This window comes from Oxalobacteraceae bacterium OTU3CAMAD1 (genome assembly GCA_024123915.1).
GTDB lineage: Bacteria > Pseudomonadota > Gammaproteobacteria > Burkholderiales > Burkholderiaceae_D > Rugamonas.
In genome coordinates, this window is sequence record CP099650.1 from 465811 (window position 1) to 488036 (window position 22226).

Sequence of the window (22226 nt, forward strand, 5' to 3'; positions counted from 1 at the left end):
GTCCACCATTTCTACACGAGCTCTAGTGTCTGTGGCGGAGCTTGGCGGATTACGCTTCGCTAATCCGCCCTACGTGATTTAGAGGACTTAACGTTCTCAGGCCGTTGGTGTCTTGCAGCTGCGGCGGTAGTCGGCTGGCGGTTTGCCCACCAGCTTTTCAAAGTCCGTCGTGAAGTGGGCCTGGTCGTAGTAGCCCAGCGCTTGCGCCAAGGTGGCGAGGTCGACGTCCGTGCCGTTGGCCAGCTGGTCGGCGGCGTCGAGCAGGCGGTTGCGGCGGATGACCCACTTCGGACTGGCGCCGACATATTCCTTGAATAGCAGTTGCAGCCGGCGCACACTGATACCCAGTTGATCGGCAAGTTGCTGGACTTGCGTGATGTCGGGATGGTCTTTAATTGTCTGCAATATCGTGCCGATGCGTTCCACTTGCGGATCGTGCGGCGGCAGCGCGCCGCGGAGGATGGCGCTGGCGGCGGCGACCATGCCGGCGTCGTCGGGCGCGCCGAGCACATCGCGTTCGGCGTCGGCGTCGTCGCAGTGAAACAGCGACGACAGCGGCAGTTCCTGGTCGGTGATGGATTGCACCGGCCGGCCGAGAAAACCGCGAAACGCACCCGGCCGGAACCGTGTGCCCAGCACGCGGCCGCTGTCGCGCAGCGTGTATTCGAAGGCGCCCGTCATCACGCCGAACACGCCGCTTCTGCCGCTGTCAAACACCACGTGGATGCATGGCGAGGGCAGGGTGCGCTGGACGTGGACCACGCCTGGCGGCAATTGCCACGCGACCAGCCAGAAGTACTCGACAAATGGCGCCAGATCCGGCTCGGGCAGATAGCGCTCCAGCCGGAAGACCTTGCCCACCGCCGCCGGATGCACCACACCTTTGTAGCGGTCATCGGCCATCAGCTTGTTCATCATCATCGTGTTCGCGTTTTTACAAGACGGCCATGATAGCAGCGGCTATCGTGGCATTTTCCTCACCACCGACAGGAGACGTCTATGGCATCGCAAATCACTTTATATCACTGCCCGCACTCCCGCTCCACCAGCGTGATCACCTTGCTGGAGGAACTCAAGGCGCCTTACCAGTTGCACGTGATGAACATGAAGAAGGGCGAGAACCGCGAGGCCGCCTATCTGTCCGTCAATCCGATGGGCAAGGTGCCGGCCATCCGCCACGACGACGCCATCGTCACCGAACAGGTGGCGATCTACCCGTATCTGGCCGACCTGTTCCCCGAAGCGAAGCTGGCGCCGCCGATCGGCGATCCGCAGCGCGGCCCGTATCTGCGCTGGATGGCGTTTTACGGCAGCTGCTTCGAGCCGGCGCTGGTCGACCGTTGGCTCAAGCGCGAAGTCGAGGACAAGAAGACCACCGGCTACGGCAATTTCGACGACGTTTTCAACACGCTAGTGGGCCAGCTGTCCAAGGGACCTTACATGCTGGGCGAGCAGTTCACCGCGCTCGATGTGTTGTGGGGCGGGGCGCTGGGATGGATGACCGCTTTCGACCTGCTGCCCAAGCGCCAGGAAATCACCGACTACGTCGCCCGCGTGCAGGGCCGGCCGGCCGCCGTCGAGGTCCAGCGACGGGATGATGAGATGGCCGCCGCACAAGCGGCCTGACAAGCAATGGCCCATCGGGAAATTAGCACTAGTGCAACACCGTTGCTAATTTCCAATTTATTTTTCATTTTGAACCGTTTTTCAATTGTTCCCGTGGCGCTTTGAGGTATTGTTACTTCAGTTATGCGAGTAGGTAAAATAGCAAAACGGGGACAAAATATGAAAAAGGCATTCTTTTTGGTTGGCGTGGTGGTGCTTGCCGGCTGCGCATCGACTGTCCGGCATCAATCGCTGACGGCGGAGTCGGTCGCGGGCAACAGGACGCCGACCGTTACGCCCAAAAACGCCATCTTCCGCGACATTCCGCTTAAACCGATGACGGCCAGCCAAAGCGCGGCCAGGATGAACTGATCAGTCGGAGCCGGGCGGCGCCCGCCGCACCGTGTTGATCTGGCTGGAGGCAGGCGACAAGGCCTGTTCGATGATGGTGAGCGCTAGCTCCGGCTGCGCGTTGCCGCACATGAAGATGTCGGCGGCGGCAAAGCCGCATTCCGGCCACGTGTGGATCGAGATATGCGATTCGGCCAGCAACACCACCCCGGTCACACCCTGGCCTTCGCCAAATCCGTGAAAGTGGCTGTGCAACACGTGGGCCTGCGCCGCCTCGGCAGCCGCCCTTAACAACTGTTCCAGCGCCTCGCAGCTGCATAATTTTTCAGCATCGATTCCGTTCAGATCGGCCAGCACATGGATGCCGGCCGGCTGGTGAACGGCCGGCGCGGCCGCAACGGCGCCCGGGAGCGTTTCGCGTTTCACTTGTGGCCTCCGCCGCCGGAGCCGCCGCCAAAACTCCCACCGCCACCGCCCGTATGCGAACTCCAGGTGCTGCCACGAGAAGCCGCGCCGCCGCCGCCACCGAGCCGCCCCCAGCTGTTGCAGGAGGTGAGAACGGTAACAACGACCGCGTAAATGAAAAATTTCGTCATGATTTGTCGTTGCTATCTAAAAATGTCGCCGGCAGGTAAATCGCCAGGGCGCCGATCGCGCTCATGAACCAGGTGCCGGAAAAATTCGTCAGCAGCGGTATCGCGTTAATCACCAGCATGAACCCGATGATGTATTTGGCGGCGTTGCGGTAGCGGTTTTTGACCGTCAGCTTGCCGCCGGCCGTCTTCGCCGGCGTGGCGCTGCCGTGGAATTGAGCGCCGAACCAGGCCTTCAACTGGTCGACCGCCACCGGCGCGGAGCGCGACCATGTCATTTCCTGTTCGCTCGTCTCGCAGGCCAACCGGATCTGGCCTGCTTGGAATTCCTCGACCTGCGTATGGTCGCCAACGGCCACGCGCCAGTTGAAGGCGCCGGCGGCGAAGGTGACCTCCGAGCCGTAGGCGTACAGCAGCTCGTACTGCGCCTTTTCCACCACCACGCTTTGCTGCCCGGGCGTGTAGACGACCGGCCACTCCGACATCACCGTCGCGCCGGACCAGCCCTCGTCGGTCTCCACCAGCCACGAGAAGCCGGCGCGCGCGCCGTACATCAGGTACTCGGTCCACTCGGTGCCTTCGTCGTCCATGCGCCGCATCATGCCGATGATGGTGAAATCCTGTTTGTTGATATTGGCCGTGGCGCCCAGATCGAGCGTCGGCCGCGCGGCGGTCACGCGTTCGCCCGCCGCCAGCACCGTCGCCTCGGTGCCCGCCGCGTCGATTTGCGTCTGGCACGCCGGGCAGACCAGGGTGGTCGTCACGCCCGGCAGATATTTGATGCCGCTGCCGCAGGAGGGGCAATCGAGCGCATCGAGCTTGCCGCGATAACGGCCGGCGGAGCGATGGATGGTCTCGTCGTCGCGCAGCAGCTGCATGCGCAGGCTGTCGAGCGTGACCGCCGTGCCGGTGTAGATGATCGGGCGTGGCGAATCCGAGTAATCGAGGGTGATGAACTCCGTGCCGCGCCGGAAGTCGGCGACCTTGCTCTGATAGCCTTCGCCCACCTTGAACGGCAGCTCGCCCTGGCCGCCGATGCAATCGGCCACACGGATCTCGGCGGCGATATACGGCGCGCCGTTGATGCCGTAACTGGCGCCGGCGCGCAGGCGTTCGAACTCCGGCACGTTGATCTCGTGCGGCGTGATGCCGTTGCCTTTGTACTCGGCGGTGATGGTGTACAGGCCGGACGAGTCGCCCAGCCACGAGGTGGCGCCGTCGTCGAACAGCAAATACCACTCGTTCCACATGCCGGCCGAATAGCGCAGCTGGATGCGGCCGACGACGCTGAACTGCCGCTGACCGAGAACGCCGGCGGCGCCGATCTGGATCGGCGAATAGTCCTCCAGCACGGAGGACATCTTGCCAAGGTCCTTGACCGAGTCGGCGTCTTTGAGCACGCTGGTGCCGCAATATTCGCAGACGGCCATGACCGAGGCGTGCGAGCGGAATTTGACTTCCGCGCCGCAGCTGGGACAGGAAACGATTTGCATGTGTCCTTATCAGCCGATCAGTTTTTTGAGCAGTTCGGCCTTGGTGCTGTCGTAGTCGGCGGCCGAGATCAGGCCTTTGTCGAGCAGTCCTTTGAGCTTTTCCAGCCGGTTTTCGATGGAGTCCTCGGCCGGCGCAGTGGGTGCCGAAGGTGCCGCAGGCGCCGCTGCGCCCGCCATGGCCTGTCCCATCATCTGGCCGACCGTCATGCCGGCGCCCAGGCCGGCGCCGATGCCCGCCAGGCCGCCTTCGTTCGACGCCGCCATCGGGATCGCGCTGGCCACCTGGTAGCGGGTGAAGCCGGCCATTTTGTCGGCGCTCATGCCGCCCTTCATGCCGGCGGAGATGCGCTCGTCCAGCGCGGCCTGCAGTTCCTCCGGCAGGCTGACGCTGGCGACGTTGAATTCATCGAGCCCGATGCCGTAGCGGCCGAACGCGGTGGACAGGTCGCCCTTGACCTGCTGCGCCATCAGCGCCTGGTTGGCCGCCATGTCGAGGAACGGCACCTGCGCGCCGCCCAGGGAGCTGGCCATGGTCGCCATCAGGATGCCGCGCAGCTGCTCCTCCACCTCGTCGCGGGTGTAGACCTCGCGCGTGCCGCTGATCTCCTTGAAGAACAGGCGCGGATCGGTCACGCGGTACGAGAACATGCCGAAGGCGCGCACGCGCACCATGTCGAAGTCCTTGTCGCGGATCGTGATCGGTTGCGGCGTGCCCCATTTACGGCCGGTCTGCACCCGGGTGCTGAAAAAATAGACATCCGACTTGAACGGCGAGTCGAACAGCTTGTCCCAGTTTTTCAGGTTGGTCAGGATCGGCAAGGTTTGCGTGGTCAGCTTGTGGGTGCCGGGGCCGAAGACGTCCGCCACCTGGCCCTCGTTGACGAACACCGCCATCTGCGACTCGCGCACCACCAGCACGCCGCCGTTCTGGATCTCGAAATCCTGCATCGGATAGCGCCAGGCCAGTACGCCGTCGACTTCCTCGTTCCACTGCAGTACGTCGATAAACTGCTTCTTGATAAAGCTGCCGATGCCCATGATGGTCCTCGCTTTGGTTTGGCTAAATTAGGAAATGCAGGCGCCGTTGATGACGCCGATGGAAATGGAGATCGCGCCCAGCAGGCCGCCGAAGGCGGTGTTGTTCGCCTCGATCTGGTCCTTCGACATGTTCAGCACCCGCGTCGTGATGGCATACGCCAGCACCTGCACCAGCATCGCGCCGAAGGCCCAGGCGAAGAACTCCTGGTAATTCGCAGTATGCATCAGCGCCGAACCGACGGTGATTGAAAAACCAATCAACGCGCCGCCCAGCGATAGCGCCGCCGCCTGGTTGCCCTGGCGGATCAGCAGCACCTCGTTGGCCGGCGTCGTGCGCGTGTAGACGACGAAAAAGACGGCCAGCAGCACGGCGGCCAGTAATAGGTGAATCAGATAGTTTAGGATGGCGGGCACGGCGCGCTCTCAGTGGGGTAAAGTGTTGAACCTTGTGGTTAAGTTACTAACGCTGAAGCATATTAGTGCAAAAGAGCCAAATGAACAAAAAGATTCTTATATTGTCCGTGTTTGTGGTCGCTTCCTGCGGCCTTGCGTACGAGTTAATCGCTGGCGCCCTGTCCAGCTACCTGCTGGGCGATTCCATCCTGCAGTTCTCCACGGTGATTGGCTGCTACCTGTTCGCGATGGGCGTCGGCGCCCACTTTTCCAAGTATGTGCTCGATGAGGATGTGCTGGCGCGCTTTGTCGATATCGAACTGGCGGTCGGCCTGGTCGGCGGCCTGTCGGCGGCCATTCTGTTCCTGACGTTTTCGTGGATGGCGGCGCCGTTCCGCACCATGCTGTACGTGATGGTGTTCCTGATCGGCGCCTTCGTCGGCATGGAAGTGCCGCTGGTGATGCGCGCGCTGAACGCGCGCCAGACCGGTTTCAGCGAAATCGTCAGCAAGGTGCTGACCTTCGATTATCTGGGCGCGCTGGCCGTGTCGCTGCTGTTCCCGCTGGTGCTGGCGCCGACCCTGGGCTTGGTGCGCACCGGTTTTTTGTTCGGGATGCTCAACGTCGGCGTCGCCCTGTGGACAATTCGCGTGTTCCGCGCGGAGCTCAAGAACGTCACCGGCCGCATGCTGCGCGCGTCGGCGGTGATGTTCGTGCTGGTGGCCGGCTTCGCGTCGGCCGACAAGCTCACTTACTGGGGCGAGCATGGCCTGTTCGGCGACGAAATCGTCTTCGCCACCACCACGCCTTACCAGCGGCTGGTCGTCACGCGCTGGAAGGACGATCTGCGCCTGTACATCAACGGCAACCTGCAGTTCTCGTCGCGCGACGAGTACCGGTATCACGAGGCGCTGGTGCATCCGGTGCTGCAGCCCTTGCCATGGGCGAAAAGGGTGCTGGTGCTGGGCGGCGGCGACGGCCTGGCGCTGCGCGAGATCCTGCGCTACAAGAACATCGAGCATGTGACGCTGGTCGACCTGGACCCGGCGATGACGGGCGCCTTCACCAACCGCCCGGAGCTGGTCAGGCTCAATGGCGGCTCGTTCAGCGATAAGCGGGTACGCGTGGTCAACGCCGACGCGGCCCTCTGGCTGCGCGAGAACGATGACATGTTCGACGCCATCATCGTCGACTTCCCCGATCCGTCCAGTTTCGCGCTCGGCAAGCTGTACTCGGTGCCGTTCTACGGCATGGTGCGCAAGCACCTGGCGGCCAACGGCTTGATGACCGTGCAATCGACGTCGCCGTTCTTCGCGCCGCACGCCTACTGGACCATCGACGCCACCTTGCGCGAAGTCGGCATGAAGACCTATCCCTACCACGCCTACGTGCCGTCATTCGGCGAATGGGGCTTCATACTCGCCACGCCACAGGCGCAGTACACGCCGCCCGCCGAGTACCGTTTGCCGATGCGCTACCTGAATGCCGACACCACGCGCGAGATGTTCATCTTCCCGCCCGATATGAAGCGCCTGCCGATGGAGCCCAACCGGCTCAATACGCAGTCGCTGGTGCACGAGTTCGAGCAGGATTGGCGTCGGGTGATACGCTGATGCTGCGCCGATCCTTTCTGGTGTGGGCCGGCGCCACCGGCGTGGCGGCGGCGGGTACCGTGGCGGCCTTCCAGCGCTGGCAGGAGGTCACGCCCACGCTGCACTATCCGGGCCGCGACGAGGGCCACTTCCTGCGCGACCAGCGCAACAAGCCGCTGCCGCCGCCGTCGCAGGTGCTGCAGACCGATATTGCCATCCTCGGTTCCGGCATCGCCGGGCTGACCGCTGCGTGGAAGCTCAATAAACTCGGCAAGACCGACATGCTGATGGTGGACGGCCCGCAACCGCACGGCAACGCCGCCGGTGGCGCCTTCGGCGAGTTCGAATATCCGACCGGCGCCCATTATCTGCCGCTGCCGTCGCCGGAGTCGGTGCACGTGCGCGAGATCCTGGCCGACCTGGGCATCATTCAAAAAGATCCGCTGGGCGAAAAGCCCTACTACGACGAACGCTTCATCCTTCACGCGCCGGAGGAACGGCTGCTGTACAACGGCCAGTGGCAGGAAGGTTTCATGCCGACCGAGGGCGTGCCGCAATGGGAGATCGACGAGCACACGCGCTTTTTCGCCGAAGTGGAACGGCTGCGGCAAACGCACGGCGCCGATGGCCGTCGCGTGTTCGTGTTCCCGACTGTGATGTCGTCGGAAGACCCGAAGTGGCAGGCGCTGGATCGTATCACCCTCAAGCAGTGGCTGGAACAGAGTGGCTACCGCTCGCCCACCTTGCACTGGTACCTGAATTACTGCTGCCGCGACGACTACGGCACCCGCTACGACAAGGTCTCGGCCTGGGCCGGTCTGCACTACTACTGCAGCCGCTGGGGCGCGGCCGCCAACGCCAGCAGCGGCACCTGGCTGACGTGGCCGGGCGGCCTGCAACCGCTGGCCACCGGCATGGAGCGCGCCTCGGGCATCAAGCGCGTGGCCGGCACGGTGGTGTCGCTGAAAAAAACGGCGGACGGCGTCGAGGCCCTGTGCTTCAAGCTCGAAAACGGAAAACCGACGACGTATCTGGTGCGCGCGCGCAAAGCCATCTGCGCGATGCCGATCTATGTGGCCGCGCGGGTTGTGGATAACATCGCCGCCTACGGTTTCGATCCGGCCAAGCATATTCCGGAATACGCGCCGTGGATGGTCGCCAACTTCCTGCTCAAGCGTTTTCCACAGGAGCTGCAGGAAGGGCCGCATTCGCCGCCGCTGTCGTGGGATAACGTTGTCTACAGCGAGCCGGGATTGGGCTATGTCGTCTCCACCCACCAGGATATCCGCGTGCGGCCGCCGGAAAAGACCGTCTTCAGCGCCTACATCGCCCTGTCCGACCGCAAGCCGAGCAGCGCCCGGCACTGGATGGCGGCCGCCAAGCCGGAGGAACTGCTGGCGCTGGCCAGCGCCGACCTCAAAACCGCCTACGGCGCGCAGTTCGCGGCCTGCGTCGAGCGGGTCGACATCACCTTGCGCGGCCACGCGATGGCGGCGCCATGGCCCAACTTCCGCGCCAACGCCGGCATGAAGGCCTTGCGCGAGGTGGACGGGCCGATTTTGTTCGCGCACGCCGACCTGTCCGGCTTCTCGGTGTTCGAGGAGGCCGCGTGGTGGGGCTACCGGGCAGCCGGTCTGGCGGCGAAATGATATTCTAGCTAAATCATATAAACCGAATCGACGCCATGACCCATAACGCCCGCCAGCGCTTTCGCGCCGCCGACAAACAGAAGCTGCGCGACGAGGACGCTGGCGACAGCGCCTTCTCCAGCCGCGCCGCCAATCCTGAACTGAGCAAGTCCAAGGGCAAAGCGCTCGACATCAAGCGCACCGACGCGCTGATCAAGCGTATCGCCGCCTTGCAAAGCATGCTGTACGCCCAGCGCAAGCAGAAGGTGCTGCTGGTGCTGCAGGGGATGGATACCTCCGGCAAGGACGGCACCGTGCGGGCGATGTTCAGCGGCGTCAGTCCGATGGGCGTGAGCGCGGTGGCCTTCAAGGGGCCGACCGACGAGGAACTGGACCACGACTACCTGTGGCGCGTGCACCAGCACGTGCCGCCCAAGGGAAAGATCGCCATCTTCAACCGCAGTCATTACGAGGATGTGCTGATCACCAAGGTGCAAGGCATGATCGACGGCGGCGAGTGCAAGCGCCGTTACGCGCAGATCCGCGATTTCGAGCGCATGCTCGCCGAAACCGGCACCGTGATCGTCAAGGTGTTCCTGCATATCTCCAAGGAGGAGCAACGCGAGCGCCTGCAGGAGCGTCTGGACGATCCGGACAAGCAGTGGAAGTTCGATCCCAACGATATCGAGCAGCGCAAAAAGTGGAATGAATACCAGCGCGCCTACGAGCAGGCCATCCGCGAGACCGACCAGCCGCACGCGCCGTGGTACATCGTACCGGCCAACTCCAAGACGCACCGCAACCTGGTGATCGCCAGCCTGCTGCTGGAGACCCTGGAGGGCATGGACCTGAGCTTCCCGCCGCCGCACCCGGACCTGTCCTCGTTCACCGTAGTGTGAGAGGTAGACCCGCACCCCGGATGCCGGGGTCGTACCCCACGGGGTACGACCCCTTTGGGCCGCCGTGCGGGTTGGGAGTCCGTATCCCGTCAACCTAAAATCACGTCCGCGCGGTCTGTGGCATAGTCATTCTTTGCATGAGGAGGACTACCGATGCTGCAACTGAAAGACCCCACACTGCTGCGCCAGCAAGCCTACATCAACGGCGTCTGGAGCGATGCCGACAACGGTGAAACCCATCCGGTGACCAATCCCGCCACCGGCGAGCAAATCGGCACCGTGCCGCGCATGGGCGCGGCCGAAACCAAACGCGCCATCGACGCCGCCAACGCCGCCTGGCCGGCCTGGCGCAAAAAGACCGCCAAGGAGCGCGCCGCCATTCTGCGCAAGTGGAATGACCTGATCCTGGAAAACACCGACGACCTGGCGCTGCTGATGACGGCGGAGCAGGGCAAGCCGCTGACCGAGTCGCGCGGCGAGGTGGCCTACGGCGCCTCGTTCATCGAATGGTTCGGCGAGGAAGCCAAGCGCGTGGCCGGCGAGACGCTGGCGTCGCCCTGGCCGGACCGCCGCCTGCTGGTGACCAAGGAGCCGATCGGCGTGTGTGCGGCGATCACGCCGTGGAACTTCCCGATCGCGATGATCACCCGCAAGGCCGGCCCCGCGCTGGCGGCGGGTTGTCCGATGGTGCTCAAGCCGGCCGAGGCCACCCCGTACTGCGCGCTGGCGCTGGCCGAACTGGCCGGGCGCGCGGGTGTGCCGCCGGGCGTGTTCAGCGTGCTGACCGGCGCCTCCAAGGATATCGGCGGTGAAATGACGTCCAACCCGATCGTGCGCAAGCTGACCTTCACCGGTTCCACCGCCATCGGCCGACTGCTGATGGAGCAAAGCGCGCCGACGATCAAAAAGCTGTCGCTGGAATTGGGCGGCAACGCGCCGTTCATCGTGTTCGACGACGCCGATCTGGATGCCGCCGTCGAAGGGGCGATCGCCTCCAAGTACCGCAACGCCGGCCAGACCTGCGTGTGCGCCAACCGCCTGTATGTGCAGGACGGGGTGTACGAACAATTCGCCGAAAAACTGGTGGCCGCCGTCGAAAAACTCAAGGTCGGCAACGGCGTCGAGGAGGGCGTCACGCAAGGCCCGCTGATCGACGAGAAAGCCGTCCAGAAGGTCGAGGAGCATGTGGCCGATGCGCTGTCCAAGGGCGGCCGCCTGCTGACCGGCGGCAAGCGCCATGCGCTGGGCCACAGCTTCTTCCAGCCGACCGTCATCGCCGATGTCGGCAACGACATGCTGGTCGCCGGCGAGGAGACTTTCGGCCCGCTGGCGCCGCTGTTCCGCTTCAAGACCGACGAGGAAGTCATCGCCCTGGCCAACGACACGGAATTCGGCCTGGCCAGCTATTTCTACTCGCGCGATATCGGCCGCATCTGGCGCGTGGCCGAGGGACTGGAGTGCGGCATCGTCGGCGTCAATACCGGCCTGATCTCGACCGAGGTGGCGCCGTTCGGTGGCGTCAAGCAGTCGGGCCTGGGCCGCGAAGGCTCGCATCACGGCATCGACGAGTTCCTGGTGGTTAAGTACATTTGCCTAGGCGGCATTTAGCGGGTGGCGCCGGCGGCGCCGTCGGGGTCATGGCCGACGGCACGCCGGTGAGCCGGTCGACCATGCGCTTGACGGCCGTCATCTGGCGGCCGCCCTTCTGCGGATAGCGCAGGTCGTCGTAGGCAAACCAATCCCAGCAGGCGTTGGGGTTCGTGTACTGCCCGATCGACGCCGCCTGCGGATACAGGATCATCAGCTTGTTGCTGTCGGCCCAGGCGTTATAGCCGGCCCGTTCGACGAAGGTGGTGCCGATCTCCTCCAGGTCCTGCAGGCAGCCGTGGAACACCACGTGCAGCCGGCAGCCGTTGTTGCCGGCGTTGTCGCAGGCCGGCGGCACATACAGATACCCGCTCTCGGCCATGCCGTGCAAGCGTGGCTGCGCCAGAAATTCCGCCTGGTTGAACACGACGAAGCGGCCCGCCGGGCGGGCGGTGTTGCGCGCCGCCAGCGGTCCGTAGATCCATTTCAGCAATTCCCCCGCCGCATCAAAGCCGCAATTGTTGATGAAGGGGGAGGCCAGCTTGGCGCAGGCGTTGCCGAAGTTGTCCGTCGGCATGGCGTGCTGAACCGGCAAATCGCGTTTGTAGGAAATGCGATTCGCCGCGACATAGTGCCGGTAGAAGCTTTGCAGGTCGTTGACGACCACCTGGGGCACGACGGTATCGGCGGTGCCCGACAACATCCAGATCCGGTGGCCGGCCATGGCGCTGGTCGGATCGATCGCTTGCAAGGCGGCATACCAGTCGGTGACCGCGATCAGCTCGCGCACGCGGGTGGCGTGCGGGGCAACTTGGCAGGGGAACACGTCGTTCGTGCAGCTGCAGACGGTGGTGGCGGTGAGCACATTGCCGCGTGCGCAGAAGTACGGCCCGGCGGCGATGATGCCGGCGCCTTTGACCGTCCGGGAAAACGCCACCTGGAACTGCACCGCCATGTAGGCGCCGGCGGACAAGCCCGAGACCGTGACCTGTTCCGCCTTCATGTACGGCAACGCGACCAAATGCGTTGGCGCCTGCGCCCGTGCCGGACCCATGGCCTGGGCGGCGGCAAACAGCAGCAGTGCCAAGCAGAAAATACGCATGTCGACCTCCTTTCCGACCCAGTGTAAAGCGGATACCCAGTGTGGGTTACCAGGGTTGAGCTCGCTTAATCCCGGTCAAAGGAACGCCGATGTTAGCGCGATGTTTGCGATTTCGCATGCTCGTCAGGCAAGGTCCGGCGGATTGGCATAGAATGTTTTTTTTACTCTTAGCGGCCTCGACCATGTCCAAGACAATTGCCCAGTTGTGCGTAGTTTCCTCGCTGACCTTGTTGGCGGGCGCTTCGGCGTTCGCGCAAGCCCCCGCCGTCGCGGCCGGGACGGCGCCAGCAGCGACGGCCGCGCCGGCCAATTGCCCGGCCATCCTCAAGCAAACGTTCAAGCGTCTGCAGGACGAAGCGCCGCAGGACTTGTGCCAGTATTCGGGCAAGGTGATTCTGGTGGTTAATACCGCGTCGTACTGCGGCTTCACCAACCAGTACGAGGGGCTGGAGGCCATGTACGCCAAATACGGAGGCAAGGGCTTGGTGGTGCTGGGCTTCCCGTCCAACGACTTCGGCCAGCAGGAGCCGGGCAACAGCAAGGAAATCGCCGATTTCTGCTACAACACCTATGGCGTCAAGTTCCCGATGTTCTCCAAGTCGGTGGTGTCGGGCAAGGAGCCGAATCCGCTCTTCGCCAACCTGATCAAGGCGACCGGGAAGGCGCCGGCCTGGAACTTCCACAAATACCTGATCGACCGCAACGGCAAGGTTGTGGATAACTTCGGCAGCAAAGTGAAACCGGACGACAAGCAGTTGGTCGGCGCGGTCGAAAAAGCGCTGGCGATGTAATCAGTCTTCGTGCGGCTCGCCGGCCGGGGCGTTAGCGAGGGCGAAGCCTTCGTCGAGCCAGCCGGTGATGCCGCCCGCCATCAGTTTGACGGGCCGCCCCAGTTGCGCCAGCCGCACGGCGGCGCGCGCGGCGCCATTGCAGTGCGGGCCTGCGCAGTAGACGACAAACAGCGTGTCATCCGGGAATTCGGCGATCTTCGAGCCGATGATCTTGCGGTGCGCCAGATCCAGCGCGCCGGGCACGTGGCCGGCGGCGTACTTCTCCGTGCCGCGCACATCCAGCAACACGAAATCCTGCTTGCCGCCGGCGAGCGCGTCGTGCACGTCCCAGCAATCCGTTTCGTAGCTGAAGCTGGCTTCGAAGTGGGCCAGGGCGGCGGCGCTGGGAGCGGCCGGGATGGCGCTGACGAGGGATTTCGCGGGCATTGTTATCTCCTTGGTGGATGAGTTCCTGGGTTCCACGTAGGGCGGATTAGGCGGCACGCCGTAATCGGCCATGCAGGCGTCGACGCGGCGCACGCATGGCCGATTACGCTGCGCTAATCCGCCCTACGTGTTTCAAAGGTGACTCTATTGTCCACCTGCCCCGCCAATGCCATCAGTGGCGCATCGGCCATTCTGCGTTAAGATCACGACATGAAAAAACATCTCGTTGTCGCGCTGGCCTACGACCGGCTGTGCACTTTCGAGTTCGGCTGCACGGTCGAACTGTTCGCCCTGGAGCGTCCCGAGCTGGACGTCGACTGGTACGACTTCGCCGTCTGCGCCGTCGAGCCTGGGCCGATCCGCGCGGCCGGCGGCATCACCGTGCAGGCGCCGTACGCTCCCGAGTTGCTGGCGCTGGCCGACACCATCGTCATCCCCGGCTGGCGCGACGCCGACGAAGCGCCACCGCCCGCGCTGCTGGAGCTGATCCGCGCCGCGCATCGCCGTGGCGCGCGCCTGTGCTCGATCTGTTCCGGCGTCTTCGTGCTGGCCGCCGCCGGCGTGCTGGACGGCCAGCGCGCCACCACCCACTGGCGCTACGCCGACAAGCTGGCCAAGCGCTATCCGAACATCGACGTGCAGCCGGACCATTTGTACGTGGACACCGGCCAGGTCATCACCGCCGCCGGCTCGGCCGCCGGGCTGGACATGCTGCTGCACGTGGTGCGGCGCGACCATGGCGCCCGCATCGGCAATCTGGTGGCGCAGCGGCTGGTGGTGGCGCCGCACCGGGAAGGCGGGCAGGCACAGTTCCTGCCGCGGCCGATGGCGCTGGGCGAGCAGGGCAGGCTGTCGAAACTGATGGACTGGCTGCGCAGCCATCCGGAGCGGTCGCACACAGTCGCCAGCATGGCCGAGCGCGCAGCGATGAGCCCGCGCACCTTGCAGCGTCAGTTCCAGCAAGCAACGGGACTGGGCGCGGTCGAGTGGCTGATCCGCGAGCGGGTGGCGATCGTCAAGGAGATGCTCGAAGTGCCGGACGTGCCGCTGGCGCAGATCGCCGAGCGGGCCGGCTTCGGTTCCGAGGAATCGTTGCGGCATCATTTCCGGCGTCTCGCCGCGACCACGCCCGGCGCCTACCGGAAACGTTTCGTCGATGTAGGCTTGAAATCGTGAATCGTTTTGATTCGCCCTAAGCTATGTCGCTTGTCATCCGCCGCTTAGTTGACTAATCTGGTTGTTCACCCAATAACTAGGAGACAGTCATGGCATATGTCGATGGATTTGTGATTCCAGTACCCAAAGAGAACATCGAAGCGTACAAAAAAATGTCGTTGGCCTGCGGCGCGGTCTGGAAGGAATATGGCGCGCTGGAGTTCCGCGAAACCATCGGGGACGACGTACCGCCCGGCAAGGTCACCTCATTCCCGATGAGCGTGGACCTTAAGGAAAACGAAGTGGTGGCGTTTTCCTGGATAGTCTACGAATCGCGCGCCAAGCGCGACGAAATCAACGAGAAAGTCATGAAAGACCCGCGCCTGGCCGACTTCATGGACCCCAAGAGCATGCCCTTCGACGGCAAGCGCATGATCTACGGCGGTTTCGAGATGATCGTCGACCTTTAAAGCGTCGCCTTCATCGCGCCGCGCAGGGCATTGCAGACGACGATGTCCTGCGCGCGCTCCAGCATCGCACGCGTGATCACCGCCTCGCTGGCGTTCCATTCGGGATCGTCGAGCAGCACGCCGCGCATCACGCCGGGCAGCACGCCGCAAGCCAGGACTGGCGTTAGCCAACGGCCGTCGACGCGCACGAAGACGCTGCTGCGGCCACCTTCGGTCAGCTCCCCGCGTTCGTTGAAGAACAGCGTGTCGAAGGCGCCGTGCGCCTCGGCGTCGCGCCAGGCGTCGTCGTAATGCGCCCGGACGCTGGTTTTATGGCGCAGGAATACGTCGCCGGAAGCGGTGGCGTCGTCGGCCAGCAGCACGCGTACCGGTTGCGTGAGCGGCACCAACGGCGCGTGCTGCACCGAGAACGCCCCCGATGAACCCAGCGCCAATCGCAGGCGGTACGCGATGCCTGCCGCTGGTGAGAGGGGCGCGTCGTCCGCCAGCATGTGGCAGGCGGTGTCCAGATAGGCGTTGGCCGCCGCCTCGTCCCACGCGTAGCCGAAGTAGGCGGCCGACGCGGCGAGGCGCTTCAGGTGGCGCGCGCGGTGGCGCACCCCGCCTTGGGGCGTGGCGTACATCGTCTCGAAGATTTCGAAGTCGTTTTTCAGGCCGGTGAGGAAGCGCGCCTTCAACTGGCACTCGGCATACTCTCCGGAGGCGTCGCTGTCGAAGACGATGCCGGCGCCCACGCCCATCTCGCCCCGGCGCACGCCGTCGAGACCGTCCGGCGCGCCCAGCGCCAGGGTGCGGATCGGCACCGACATGCAGAAGTCGCCGACCTTGCCATCCGCGTTATCTTTTAGCGGATCGAACCAGCCGATCGCGCCGGTGTAGATGCCGCGCGGGTCCGGTTCCAGCTTGCCGATGATTTCCATCGTGCGGCGCTTCGGCGCGCCGGTGATCGAGCCGCACGGATAGAGCGCGTCGAAGATGTCGCCCAGCGATACGTCGTTGCGTAGTTCGGCCGTGATGGTCGACGTCATTTGCAGCACGCTGCTGTAGCGGTGCACCTCGAACAGCGCCGGCACCTGCACGCTGCCGGTACGCGCGATGCGGCCGATGTCGTTGCGCAGCAGGTCGACGATCATCAGGTTCTCGGCGCGGTTCTTCGGATCGGCCGCCAGTACGGTGGCGCGCAGGATGTTCTCGGCCGCCTGCGCCGGCGGCGCGGCCGGCGCCGTGCCCTTCATCGGGCGCGCCGTTAGCACGCCGTCCTGGTGGCGCACGAACAGCTCCGGCGACAGCGACAGGATCGCCGAGCCGTCTTCCAGTCCCACCAGCGCGCCGTAGGGCACCGGCTGGCGGCCGCGCAGGCGCGCGTATAGCGCGTGGATGCCGCCGAAGGCGTCGAAGCGCAAGCGGTAGGTGTAGTTGACCTGGTAGGTGTCGCCTGCCTCGATGTAGTCGTGGATGCGCGCCAGCGCGGCGTCGAACGCTTGCCGGTCGATGTTGGCGCGGATGTTGGCGATACCGGCCGGCCGGTCGATCGGGAACGAGTGCGCGGCCAGCCAGTCGCCCACTTCGGCGCCGGTCAGCGACGCGCAGTCCTTGAACAACAAGATTTGCGCCAGCGGCGCGCCCGCCGGCGGCGCGGTGCCGATATGGAGCAGCTCCCTGCCCAGCTCATAGGCGCACAAGGTGACCGCGTACTCGCCGCGCGTCAACGCTGCGCCCATCTGCTCGAGCACTTGCGGCCACTGGCCGATGTCGTCGCAGCGTAGCGTGCCCAGATGGCCGGTGTACAGTCGCGAACGCGAGGGCGCGGCGGGCGCGCCTTCGCCTCCGGTGCCTGCGCCTGGACTGGCGTCGTCCAGCAGTGCGAAACATTCAGCGTTCATGTCCATTTACGATAACAGCAGCGCGATTTGCAGCGGGGCGTCCTGCGACGGGTTGTTCTTGAAGCCACTCTTGGCGTAACGGTGCCAGCGGCCGATGACAAAACTGGTCAGCATGCCGGCGCGGGCCTGCACCTCGTTCTCGTGGGCCTGGCCCTCCGCCACCGACTGCCGCAACGCTTGTTTGAGCGCCAGGTCGATGCGGTCGTAGAACTGGTTCATGCGCAGTTGCAGGCGCTCGTCCTCGTTGACCAGCGCCTCGCCGATCAGCACCCGCGTCATGCCCGGGTTCTGGCTGGCGAATTGCAGCAGCATGCCGACGATGTCGCGCGCCTGCGTCAGGCCGTCGGCCTGGCGTTCGGCGATCTGGTTGATCAAGCCGAAGACGGTGGACTCGATGAATTCGATCAGCCCCTCGAACATCTGCGCCTTGCTGGCGAAATGCCGGTACAGCGCGGCCTCTGAAAACTCCAGCTTGCGCGCCAGCGCGGCCGTGGTGATCTTGTCGCCCTTGGGCTGTTCCAGCATCTCCGCCAGCGCTCGGAGGATTTCAAGGCGGCGCTGGCCCGGCGGTGTGCTTGCCATGTGATCTCGCGGATAGGTGTCGAAAAAGAGGGGAATCAGCGCAGATGATGCAGGCGTGCCGGCAGATTCCTGACAGATTTTACTTTGACATCGACATAAGCGGGGCGAATTAACCTTTTTTGGGGATGCGCCAGGCCGGCGGTGTCGCCGATGGTCAGGTACTGGGTGATCCAGGCGGTGCGCATGCCGAGTGAGTGGGCGCTGCGCAGATTTGCCAGGGTGTCCTCGACCAGGATGCAGCGCTCGGGCGTCAGGCGGTGGCGCCGCATCAGGTTGCGCAGCATCAGCTTGGACGGCTTGGGGCGCATCTGCCGGTGCACCGTCATCGATTCGACCGAGACGTGCTGGCCGAATTCACGGTGCAGGCCCAAATGGCGCAGCACCTGCGTCGAATAGCGGTGCGGCGCGTTGGTGAGCAGGATTTTGCGTCCGGGCAGGCGGCGCATCAGCTGGCGCAATCCGCGCTCGGCGCGGATCATCTCGGTCAGCTCGGCGATCGCATGGGTCTCGTGCAGAAAATGAGCCGGTATTACGCCATGGTGCTTGACCAGTCCCAGTATCGTCGCGCCGTACCTGCGCCAGTACTTGGTGCGCGCGGCGTTGACGATATCCTCGCCGGCCGGCGTGACGCCGTCGCCCAGCACGCGGGCGATATAGACGTTCATGTTCGCCATGATCGCGGGGAAGATGGCGTGGGAGGCGTTGTGCAGTGTGTTGTCGAGATCGAACAACCACACGGGTGAGTTACGGGTAATATTCACGGGAGACCAATCAACAAAGGAAGCCATGCGACGCCAGATTATAGTGATGTTCTGCAGTTTGTTCTGCTTTGCCTTCGGTCCCACTTGGGCGGCGGACCAGGCGACGGACCAGGAGCGGGCGCCCAACCGCGGCGCGCTGTTCAAGGTGCGCAGCGGCGAACATGCGCTATACCTGTTCGGCACCATCCACGTCGGCTCGAAGGATTTCTACCCGCTCGAGCCGCGCGTGGCCGGCGCGTTGAAGCAGGCGCCTGTGCTGGCGCTGGAAATCGATCCGCTGGGCGATCCGCAAAAACTGGCGCGGGCGGTGCAGAAGTATGGCTTGGTGGGCCCCGGCGCGGCCGCGCCGGCGTTGTCGCCGGAATGGCGGCGCCGGCTCGACGTTCTGCTCAAGCAGTACAAGATCGAACCGCAGACCGTGGCGGCGATGAAGCCATGGCTGCTCGCCAGCGTGCTGACAGTGAGCGAATTCGCCAGCCAGGGTTACGACGCCGCGCAGGCGGTCGACGCCCACCTGGCCAAGCAGGCGCACGACCGGGGCCAGAAAGTCATCGAGCTCGAATCGCCCGAGGGCCAAATGGGCCTGTTCGGCAATCTGTCGCCGGCCGAGCAGCTGCTGTTCCTGCAGGAGACCATCGCCGGCATCGAGGACAAGGAACAGGCCAAGCAGGCGCGCGAGATCGCCGAGGCCTGGCGCAACGCCGACATCAAGGCGCTCGACGCGCTGGCCGCCCAGGCGGAGCGCGACGACACCTTCTCCGGCCGCTTCGTGCAGAAGGTGCTGCTGGACGGTCGCAATCCGGCGCTGGCCGACAGCATGGCCAAGCTGATGGCGCGTGAAAACAACAGCGTCGCGGCGATCGGCGTGCTGCATTTGATCGGCAAGGGAAGCATTCCGGAACTGCTGCGCCAACGCGGCATGACGGTGGAGCGGATTTATTAAATAGTCAAGGACAGCGGGGGGAGGGTGCTACGGAGGGGCAATGCTGAAGAAGTGGTGCCCTTTACGTGGATTGAACACGTGGCCTCTCCCTTACCAAGGGAGTGCTCTACCACTGAGCTAAAAGGGCGTACTGGTATGGCGATGCACTCAAAAACGCGGCTAAACGTGCATCGCCGTTTTTTCAGTGAGACCGGATCATAGTTCCAAATGCCTGTTCGGTCAACACTTCGAGCAATAAAGAGTGTTCAATTCGCCCGTCGATGATGTGAACCGTATTGACGCCGGACTTCGCGGCATCCAGCGCTGATGATATTTTAGGCAGCATGCCGCCCGAAATCGTCCCGTCGGCGAACATCTCGTCGATCTCGCGCGCCGACAGGTCGGTCACCAGATTGCCCTGTTTGTCCTGAACGCCGGCGATATTGGTCATCATGATCAGCTTTTCGGCTTTCAGGATTTCCGCGATTTTACCGGCGACGACGTCGGCGTTGATGTTATACGCCTGGCCATCCTGGCCGAAGCCGATGGGCGAAATGATCGGGATGAAGGCGTCGTCCTGCAGCGCCTTGACGACGGCAGGGTTGATCGCGTCGATCTCGCCGACGAAGCCGATGTCGAGGAACTGGCCTGGATTTTCCTTATCCGGCATCGCCATCTTCTTGGCGCGGATCAGGCCACCGTCCTTGCCGGTCAGGCCCACGGCCTGGCCGCCGTAGTGATTAATCAGCATCACGATGTCCTGCTGGACTTCGCCGCCCAGCACCCACTCCACCACTTCCATCGTTTCTTCGTCGGTGATGCGCATGCCCTGCACGAAGGTGCCCTGCTTACCGATTTTTTTCAGCGCGTTGTCGATTTGCGGACCGCCGCCGTGCACCACGACCGGGTTCATGCCCACCAGTTTGAGCAAAATGACATCACGGGCGAAGCCGTGCTTCAAGCGCTCGTCGGTCATCGCATTGCCTCCGTATTTGATGACAATGGTCTTGCCATGGAAATTACGGATGTAGGGAAGGGCCTCGGCCAGAATCTGCGCCTTGATCTGCGGCGACACCGCGGTCAAGTCGTCATTCATGCCTAAGTTAAGGTTAGTCAGTTGGGTCATGGCGAGTCCGGTTAAAAATTTTGTGCAATTTTACAGCCTGTGGCTGCGATCGCTGCGATCGCGGCTATGAGTTGTGCATTATAGGGCTATCCGGTTGTATTTTCCGAGATCATCCGATACGCTGGACCGCATGACCAGCCAACTTGCCGCCATATGAGTACCTGCTCGCGTTGCGGCGCCGAATTCTCGTGCGCCATGGTGGACGCCGATCCCGCCACAGCCGCCCAGCCCTGCTGGTGCACCTACCTGCCGGCGTCGCTGCCGGTGCCGTCGGCGCCGGGCGCCAGTTGCTGGTGCCCGGATTGTTTAAAAAAGCACATTGCCGACACGGAACCGAAACAGACCCCGGAGGCACGTAGGGCGGATTAGGCGAAGCCGTAATCCGCCATGCATGCGTCGCCGGCGGCTCGATGGCGGATTACGCTGCGCTAATCCGCCCTACGTGTCTCCAGACGTCACCCGGGACGAGGCCTAGCTCACGGTCCGGAAAAACCGCAACATCTCGCGGCTGGCATCCGGCCCCTTGGCGTCGGTGTAGGTGCCGTGCGCGCTGCCGCCGGACCATGCGTGGCCCGCCCCGTGCACCACCCAATGCTCGCCGAGCGGCGAGCCGTCGGCCTTGGTGTGCGTCGTCTGCGTGTAGCGATACCCATTCGGCACGCTGCCCGACTGGATCGACGGCGCGCCCTTGTGGCTGTGCAGGCGCTGCTCGATCACCTGCTCGCCGTTGCGCGGGTTGACGGTGGTGTCGCTGTCGCCGTGGAACACGATGATCGGCTGCGAACCATTGCCGGCCTTGTGCGAGCTGCTCGCGCCGCGCTTCATGGCGCTCAGCGCCGACGGCAAATCCTGCGCCGAGGCGAACGGCAGGCCCGAATGCACGCCCACCGCCGCGAACAGCTCCGGGTACAAGGTGCCGACGATGACCGCCATCGCGCCGCCCGCCGACAGCCCGGCGACATACACCTGACGCTCGTTGACGGGATACTCGTCGATGATCTGCTGCGCGATGCCGGCGATGATCGACGGCTCGCCCTGGCCGTGCTGCTGGTCGATGGCGTTGAACCAGTTCCAGCATTTCGAGTGGTTGGCGCCGGCCGTCTGCTCCGGATAGGCGACGAAGCAGCCCATCTCCTCGGCCACCTGGTTCATCTGCGTGCCGGCGGCGAAATCGTCGGGATTCTGCGTGCAGCCGTGCAGCATCACCAGCAGCGGCATGGCCTGGCCGGTGTAGGTCGACGGCACGTACAACTTGTAATTGCGGCTGCCCGCGTGGTTGGCGTAGCTGCCGCTGATGAACTTCGCGCCTTCCGGCAGCGGCGCGGCCTTGGTGGGATTCATGATCGAACCCATGTCCATGCCGAAGTTGGACTGCAGATCGATGGATTGCAGATCGATCTTGATGCCCATCCGGTTCAGCATGTCCTGCGCGTATTCGGTCGGATTGGTGGCCGGATTGGGCGCGCTGGCCGGCGTGGCCTGCGGCTGCGGTTCTGCCGCCGCTTTGGCGGTGTGACTGGACTGATTCGGAGCCGGTTTCGCCGTCGATTCGGGGTGAACACGCGCGCTATCGGCGGTCGAATGTGGCGCCGAACGCGGCGCCACATATTCGGGCGGCGGGTTAATGTCACGCATATGCGGTTGCGCCGACGGTTGGGCCGCCGATGGCGATGGCGATGCCGGTTGCGGACCGGCTGCGCGTTGCTGCTGCTGCTTTTGCTGCAGTTCGATCATGCTTTCCATGGCTTTTTGCACGGCGGCCGTGGCGCCCTTGTTAATGAGCTTTTGTGCGGCACTGCGCACGCTCGACATAAACGGTAATTTCATAG

The 22226-nt window shown here is 64.0% G+C and carries 23 protein-coding genes, 1 tRNA gene and 1 pseudogene; 12 read left to right on the plus strand and 13 right to left on the minus strand.

Annotation, left to right across the window (positions count from 1 at the left end):
• Window positions 1-96: 96 nt before the first annotated feature.
• Entirely contained in the window at window positions 97-918 is an 822-nt protein-coding gene (locus NHH88_01895) for a helix-turn-helix domain-containing protein (protein ID USX17507.1), read from the minus strand.
• An 81-nt stretch (window positions 919-999) separates the two neighbouring features.
• Between NHH88_01895 and NHH88_01900 the strand changes: the two genes are divergently transcribed.
• Both NHH88_01900 and NHH88_01905 read left to right on the plus strand, forming a co-directional pair.
• Window positions 1000-1626, plus strand: coding sequence for a glutathione S-transferase family protein (locus NHH88_01900; protein USX14577.1), 627 nt, complete (start codon window positions 1000-1002; stop codon window positions 1624-1626).
• Window positions 1627-1785: 159 nt separating this feature from the next.
• Window positions 1786-1977 (plus strand): hypothetical protein, encoded by a 192-nt coding sequence (locus tag NHH88_01905; GenBank protein ID USX14578.1) that lies wholly within the window; start codon window positions 1786-1788, stop codon window positions 1975-1977.
• Here NHH88_01905 and speD read toward each other — a convergent pair whose 3' ends face one another.
• Window positions 1978-2382, minus strand: a complete 405-nt coding sequence (gene speD / locus NHH88_01910) for an adenosylmethionine decarboxylase (GenBank protein ID USX14579.1) — start codon at window positions 2380-2382, stop codon at window positions 1978-1980.
• A gap of 6 nt (window positions 2383-2388) precedes the next feature.
• On the opposite strand from speD, the pseudogene NHH88_01915 reads away from it, so the two are divergent.
• Window positions 2389-2495: pseudogene (locus NHH88_01915) on the plus strand (energy transducer TonB).
• 53 nt (window positions 2496-2548) lie between these two features.
• On the opposite strand, the gene NHH88_01920 reads toward NHH88_01915, so the two are convergent.
• Genes NHH88_01920 through NHH88_01930 form a run of 3 tightly spaced genes read right to left on the minus strand, consistent with a single transcriptional unit; the run spans window position 2549 to window position 5494 of the window.
• A complete protein-coding gene (locus NHH88_01920) occupies window positions 2549-4042 on the minus strand; it encodes a DUF4178 domain-containing protein (GenBank protein USX14580.1) in 1494 nt (497 codons plus the stop codon).
• Window positions 4043-4051: 9 nt separating this feature from the next.
• The gene (locus tag NHH88_01925; GenBank protein ID USX14581.1) at window positions 4052-5080 is read right to left on the minus strand and encodes an SPFH domain-containing protein; all 1029 of its coding nucleotides are present in this window, start codon (window positions 5078-5080) and stop codon (window positions 4052-4054) included.
• Window positions 5081-5107: 27 nt separating this feature from the next.
• Window positions 5108-5494: a DUF350 domain-containing protein gene (locus NHH88_01930; GenBank protein USX14582.1), complete on the minus strand. Its 387-nt coding sequence runs from the start codon at window positions 5492-5494 to the stop codon at window positions 5108-5110.
• 80 nt (window positions 5495-5574) lie between these two features.
• Between NHH88_01930 and NHH88_01935 the strand changes: the two genes are divergently transcribed.
• The 4 genes from NHH88_01935 (at window position 5575) to gabD (ending at window position 11200) form a co-directional block, all read left to right on the plus strand.
• Window positions 5575-7086, plus strand: a complete 1512-nt coding sequence (locus tag NHH88_01935) for a polyamine aminopropyltransferase (protein USX14583.1) — start codon at window positions 5575-5577, stop codon at window positions 7084-7086.
• Window positions 7086-8714: an NAD(P)-binding protein gene (locus NHH88_01940; GenBank protein USX14584.1), complete on the plus strand. Its 1629-nt coding sequence runs from the start codon at window positions 7086-7088 to the stop codon at window positions 8712-8714. The genes NHH88_01935 and NHH88_01940 overlap by 1 nt, the downstream gene beginning before the upstream one ends.
• A gap of 35 nt (window positions 8715-8749) precedes the next feature.
• Entirely contained in the window at window positions 8750-9592 is an 843-nt protein-coding gene (locus NHH88_01945; GenBank protein ID USX14585.1) for a polyphosphate kinase 2 family protein, read from the plus strand.
• A gap of 153 nt (window positions 9593-9745) precedes the next feature.
• A complete protein-coding gene (gene gabD / locus NHH88_01950; GenBank protein ID USX14586.1) occupies window positions 9746-11200 on the plus strand; it encodes an NADP-dependent succinate-semialdehyde dehydrogenase in 1455 nt (484 codons plus the stop codon).
• Here the strand turns inward: gabD and NHH88_01955 are convergent.
• Entirely contained in the window at window positions 11172-12281 is a 1110-nt protein-coding gene (locus tag NHH88_01955; protein ID USX14587.1) for a PHA-depolymerase-like protein, read from the minus strand. The two genes, gabD and NHH88_01955, sit on opposite strands and share 29 nt — an antisense overlap.
• A gap of 182 nt (window positions 12282-12463) precedes the next feature.
• Here NHH88_01955 and NHH88_01960 point away from each other — a divergent pair, with 182 nt between their 5' ends.
• Window positions 12464-13072: a glutathione peroxidase gene (locus tag NHH88_01960; protein USX14588.1), complete on the plus strand. Its 609-nt coding sequence runs from the start codon at window positions 12464-12466 to the stop codon at window positions 13070-13072.
• On the opposite strand, the gene NHH88_01965 is transcribed toward NHH88_01960, so the two are convergent.
• Entirely contained in the window at window positions 13073-13498 is a 426-nt protein-coding gene (locus NHH88_01965; protein USX14589.1) for a rhodanese-like domain-containing protein, read from the minus strand.
• Window positions 13499-13708: 210 nt separating this feature from the next.
• Here NHH88_01965 and ftrA point away from each other — a divergent pair, with 210 nt between their 5' ends.
• A complete protein-coding gene (gene ftrA / locus NHH88_01970) occupies window positions 13709-14674 on the plus strand; it encodes a transcriptional regulator FtrA (GenBank protein ID USX14590.1) in 966 nt (321 codons plus the stop codon).
• A gap of 89 nt (window positions 14675-14763) precedes the next feature.
• Complete coding sequence (locus NHH88_01975) at window positions 14764-15123, plus strand: DUF1428 domain-containing protein (protein ID USX14591.1); 360 nt, start codon at window positions 14764-14766, stop codon at window positions 15121-15123.
• Here the strand turns inward: NHH88_01975 and NHH88_01980 are convergent.
• The 3 genes from NHH88_01980 to NHH88_01990 are packed head-to-tail and all read right to left on the minus strand — an operon-like array spanning window position 15120 to window position 18376.
• A complete protein-coding gene (locus NHH88_01980; GenBank protein ID USX14592.1) occupies window positions 15120-17006 on the minus strand; it encodes a chorismate-binding protein in 1887 nt (628 codons plus the stop codon). The two genes, NHH88_01975 and NHH88_01980, sit on opposite strands and share 4 nt — an antisense overlap.
• A 6-nt stretch (window positions 17007-17012) precedes the next feature.
• On the minus strand, window positions 17013-17588 hold the full coding sequence (slmA, locus tag NHH88_01985; protein USX14593.1) for a nucleoid occlusion factor SlmA: 576 nt from the start codon (window positions 17586-17588) through the stop codon (window positions 17013-17015).
• Between the two features lie 35 nt (window positions 17589-17623).
• On the minus strand, window positions 17624-18376 hold the full coding sequence (locus NHH88_01990) for an HAD-IA family hydrolase (protein USX14594.1): 753 nt from the start codon (window positions 18374-18376) through the stop codon (window positions 17624-17626).
• On the opposite strand from NHH88_01990, the gene NHH88_01995 reads away from it, so the two are divergent.
• The gene (locus NHH88_01995) at window positions 18375-19292 is read left to right on the plus strand and encodes a TraB/GumN family protein (GenBank protein USX14595.1); all 918 of its coding nucleotides are present in this window, start codon (window positions 18375-18377) and stop codon (window positions 19290-19292) included. The two genes, NHH88_01990 and NHH88_01995, sit on opposite strands and share 2 nt — an antisense overlap.
• Before the next feature lie 52 nt (window positions 19293-19344).
• Here the strand turns inward: NHH88_01995 and NHH88_02000 are convergent.
• A tRNA-Thr gene (locus NHH88_02000) sits at window positions 19345-19419 on the minus strand.
• 54 nt (window positions 19420-19473) lie between these two features.
• Entirely contained in the window at window positions 19474-20367 is an 894-nt protein-coding gene (gene argB / locus NHH88_02005; GenBank protein USX17508.1) for an acetylglutamate kinase, read from the minus strand.
• Window positions 20368-20550: 183 nt separating this feature from the next.
• On the opposite strand from argB, the gene NHH88_02010 reads away from it, so the two are divergent.
• Window positions 20551-20766 carry a cysteine-rich CWC family protein gene (locus NHH88_02010; GenBank protein USX14596.1) on the plus strand — a complete coding sequence of 72 codons (216 nt, stop codon included), beginning with the start codon at window positions 20551-20553 and terminating at the stop codon, window positions 20764-20766.
• A 102-nt stretch (window positions 20767-20868) separates the two neighbouring features.
• Here the strand turns inward: NHH88_02010 and NHH88_02015 are convergent, their stop codons facing one another.
• The gene (locus tag NHH88_02015; protein ID USX14597.1) at window positions 20869-22224 is read right to left on the minus strand and encodes a PHB depolymerase family esterase; all 1356 of its coding nucleotides are present in this window, start codon (window positions 22222-22224) and stop codon (window positions 20869-20871) included.
• Between the last annotated feature and the right edge of the window lie 2 nt (window positions 22225-22226).

Coding starts and splice junctions, on each gene's coding strand:
- NHH88_01895 (USX17507.1), bottom strand. CDS start 918: ATGATGAACAAGCTGATGGCCGATGACCGCTACAAAGGTGTGGTGCAT.
- NHH88_01975 (USX14591.1), top strand. CDS start 14,764: ATGGCATATGTCGATGGATTTGTGATTCCAGTACCCAAAGAGAACATC.
- NHH88_01995 (USX14595.1), top strand. CDS start 18,375: ATGCGACGCCAGATTATAGTGATGTTCTGCAGTTTGTTCTGCTTTGCC.
- slmA (USX14593.1), bottom strand. CDS start 17,588: ATGGCAAGCACACCGCCGGGCCAGCGCCGCCTTGAAATCCTCCGAGCG.
- NHH88_01900 (USX14577.1), top strand. CDS start 1,000: ATGGCATCGCAAATCACTTTATATCACTGCCCGCACTCCCGCTCCACC.
- NHH88_02010 (USX14596.1), top strand. CDS start 20,551: ATGAGTACCTGCTCGCGTTGCGGCGCCGAATTCTCGTGCGCCATGGTG.
- argB (USX17508.1), bottom strand. CDS start 20,367: ATGAATGACGACTTGACCGCGGTGTCGCCGCAGATCAAGGCGCAGATT.
- gabD (USX14586.1), top strand. CDS start 9,746: ATGCTGCAACTGAAAGACCCCACACTGCTGCGCCAGCAAGCCTACATC.
- NHH88_01955 (USX14587.1), bottom strand. CDS start 12,281: ATGCGTATTTTCTGCTTGGCACTGCTGCTGTTTGCCGCCGCCCAGGCC.
- NHH88_01935 (USX14583.1), top strand. CDS start 5,575: ATGAACAAAAAGATTCTTATATTGTCCGTGTTTGTGGTCGCTTCCTGC.
- NHH88_01925 (USX14581.1), bottom strand. CDS start 5,080: ATGGGCATCGGCAGCTTTATCAAGAAGCAGTTTATCGACGTACTGCAG.
- NHH88_01965 (USX14589.1), bottom strand. CDS start 13,498: ATGCCCGCGAAATCCCTCGTCAGCGCCATCCCGGCCGCTCCCAGCGCC.
- NHH88_01960 (USX14588.1), top strand. CDS start 12,464: ATGTCCAAGACAATTGCCCAGTTGTGCGTAGTTTCCTCGCTGACCTTG.
- NHH88_01980 (USX14592.1), bottom strand. CDS start 17,006: ATGAACGCTGAATGTTTCGCACTGCTGGACGACGCCAGTCCAGGCGCA.
- ftrA (USX14590.1), top strand. CDS start 13,709: ATGAAAAAACATCTCGTTGTCGCGCTGGCCTACGACCGGCTGTGCACT.
- NHH88_01945 (USX14585.1), top strand. CDS start 8,750: ATGACCCATAACGCCCGCCAGCGCTTTCGCGCCGCCGACAAACAGAAG.
- NHH88_01990 (USX14594.1), bottom strand. CDS start 18,376: ATGGCTTCCTTTGTTGATTGGTCTCCCGTGAATATTACCCGTAACTCA.
- NHH88_01905 (USX14578.1), top strand. CDS start 1,786: ATGAAAAAGGCATTCTTTTTGGTTGGCGTGGTGGTGCTTGCCGGCTGC.
- NHH88_01940 (USX14584.1), top strand. CDS start 7,086: ATGCTGCGCCGATCCTTTCTGGTGTGGGCCGGCGCCACCGGCGTGGCG.
- NHH88_01920 (USX14580.1), bottom strand. CDS start 4,042: ATGCAAATCGTTTCCTGTCCCAGCTGCGGCGCGGAAGTCAAATTCCGC.
- NHH88_02015 (USX14597.1), bottom strand. CDS start 22,224: ATGAAATTACCGTTTATGTCGAGCGTGCGCAGTGCCGCACAAAAGCTC.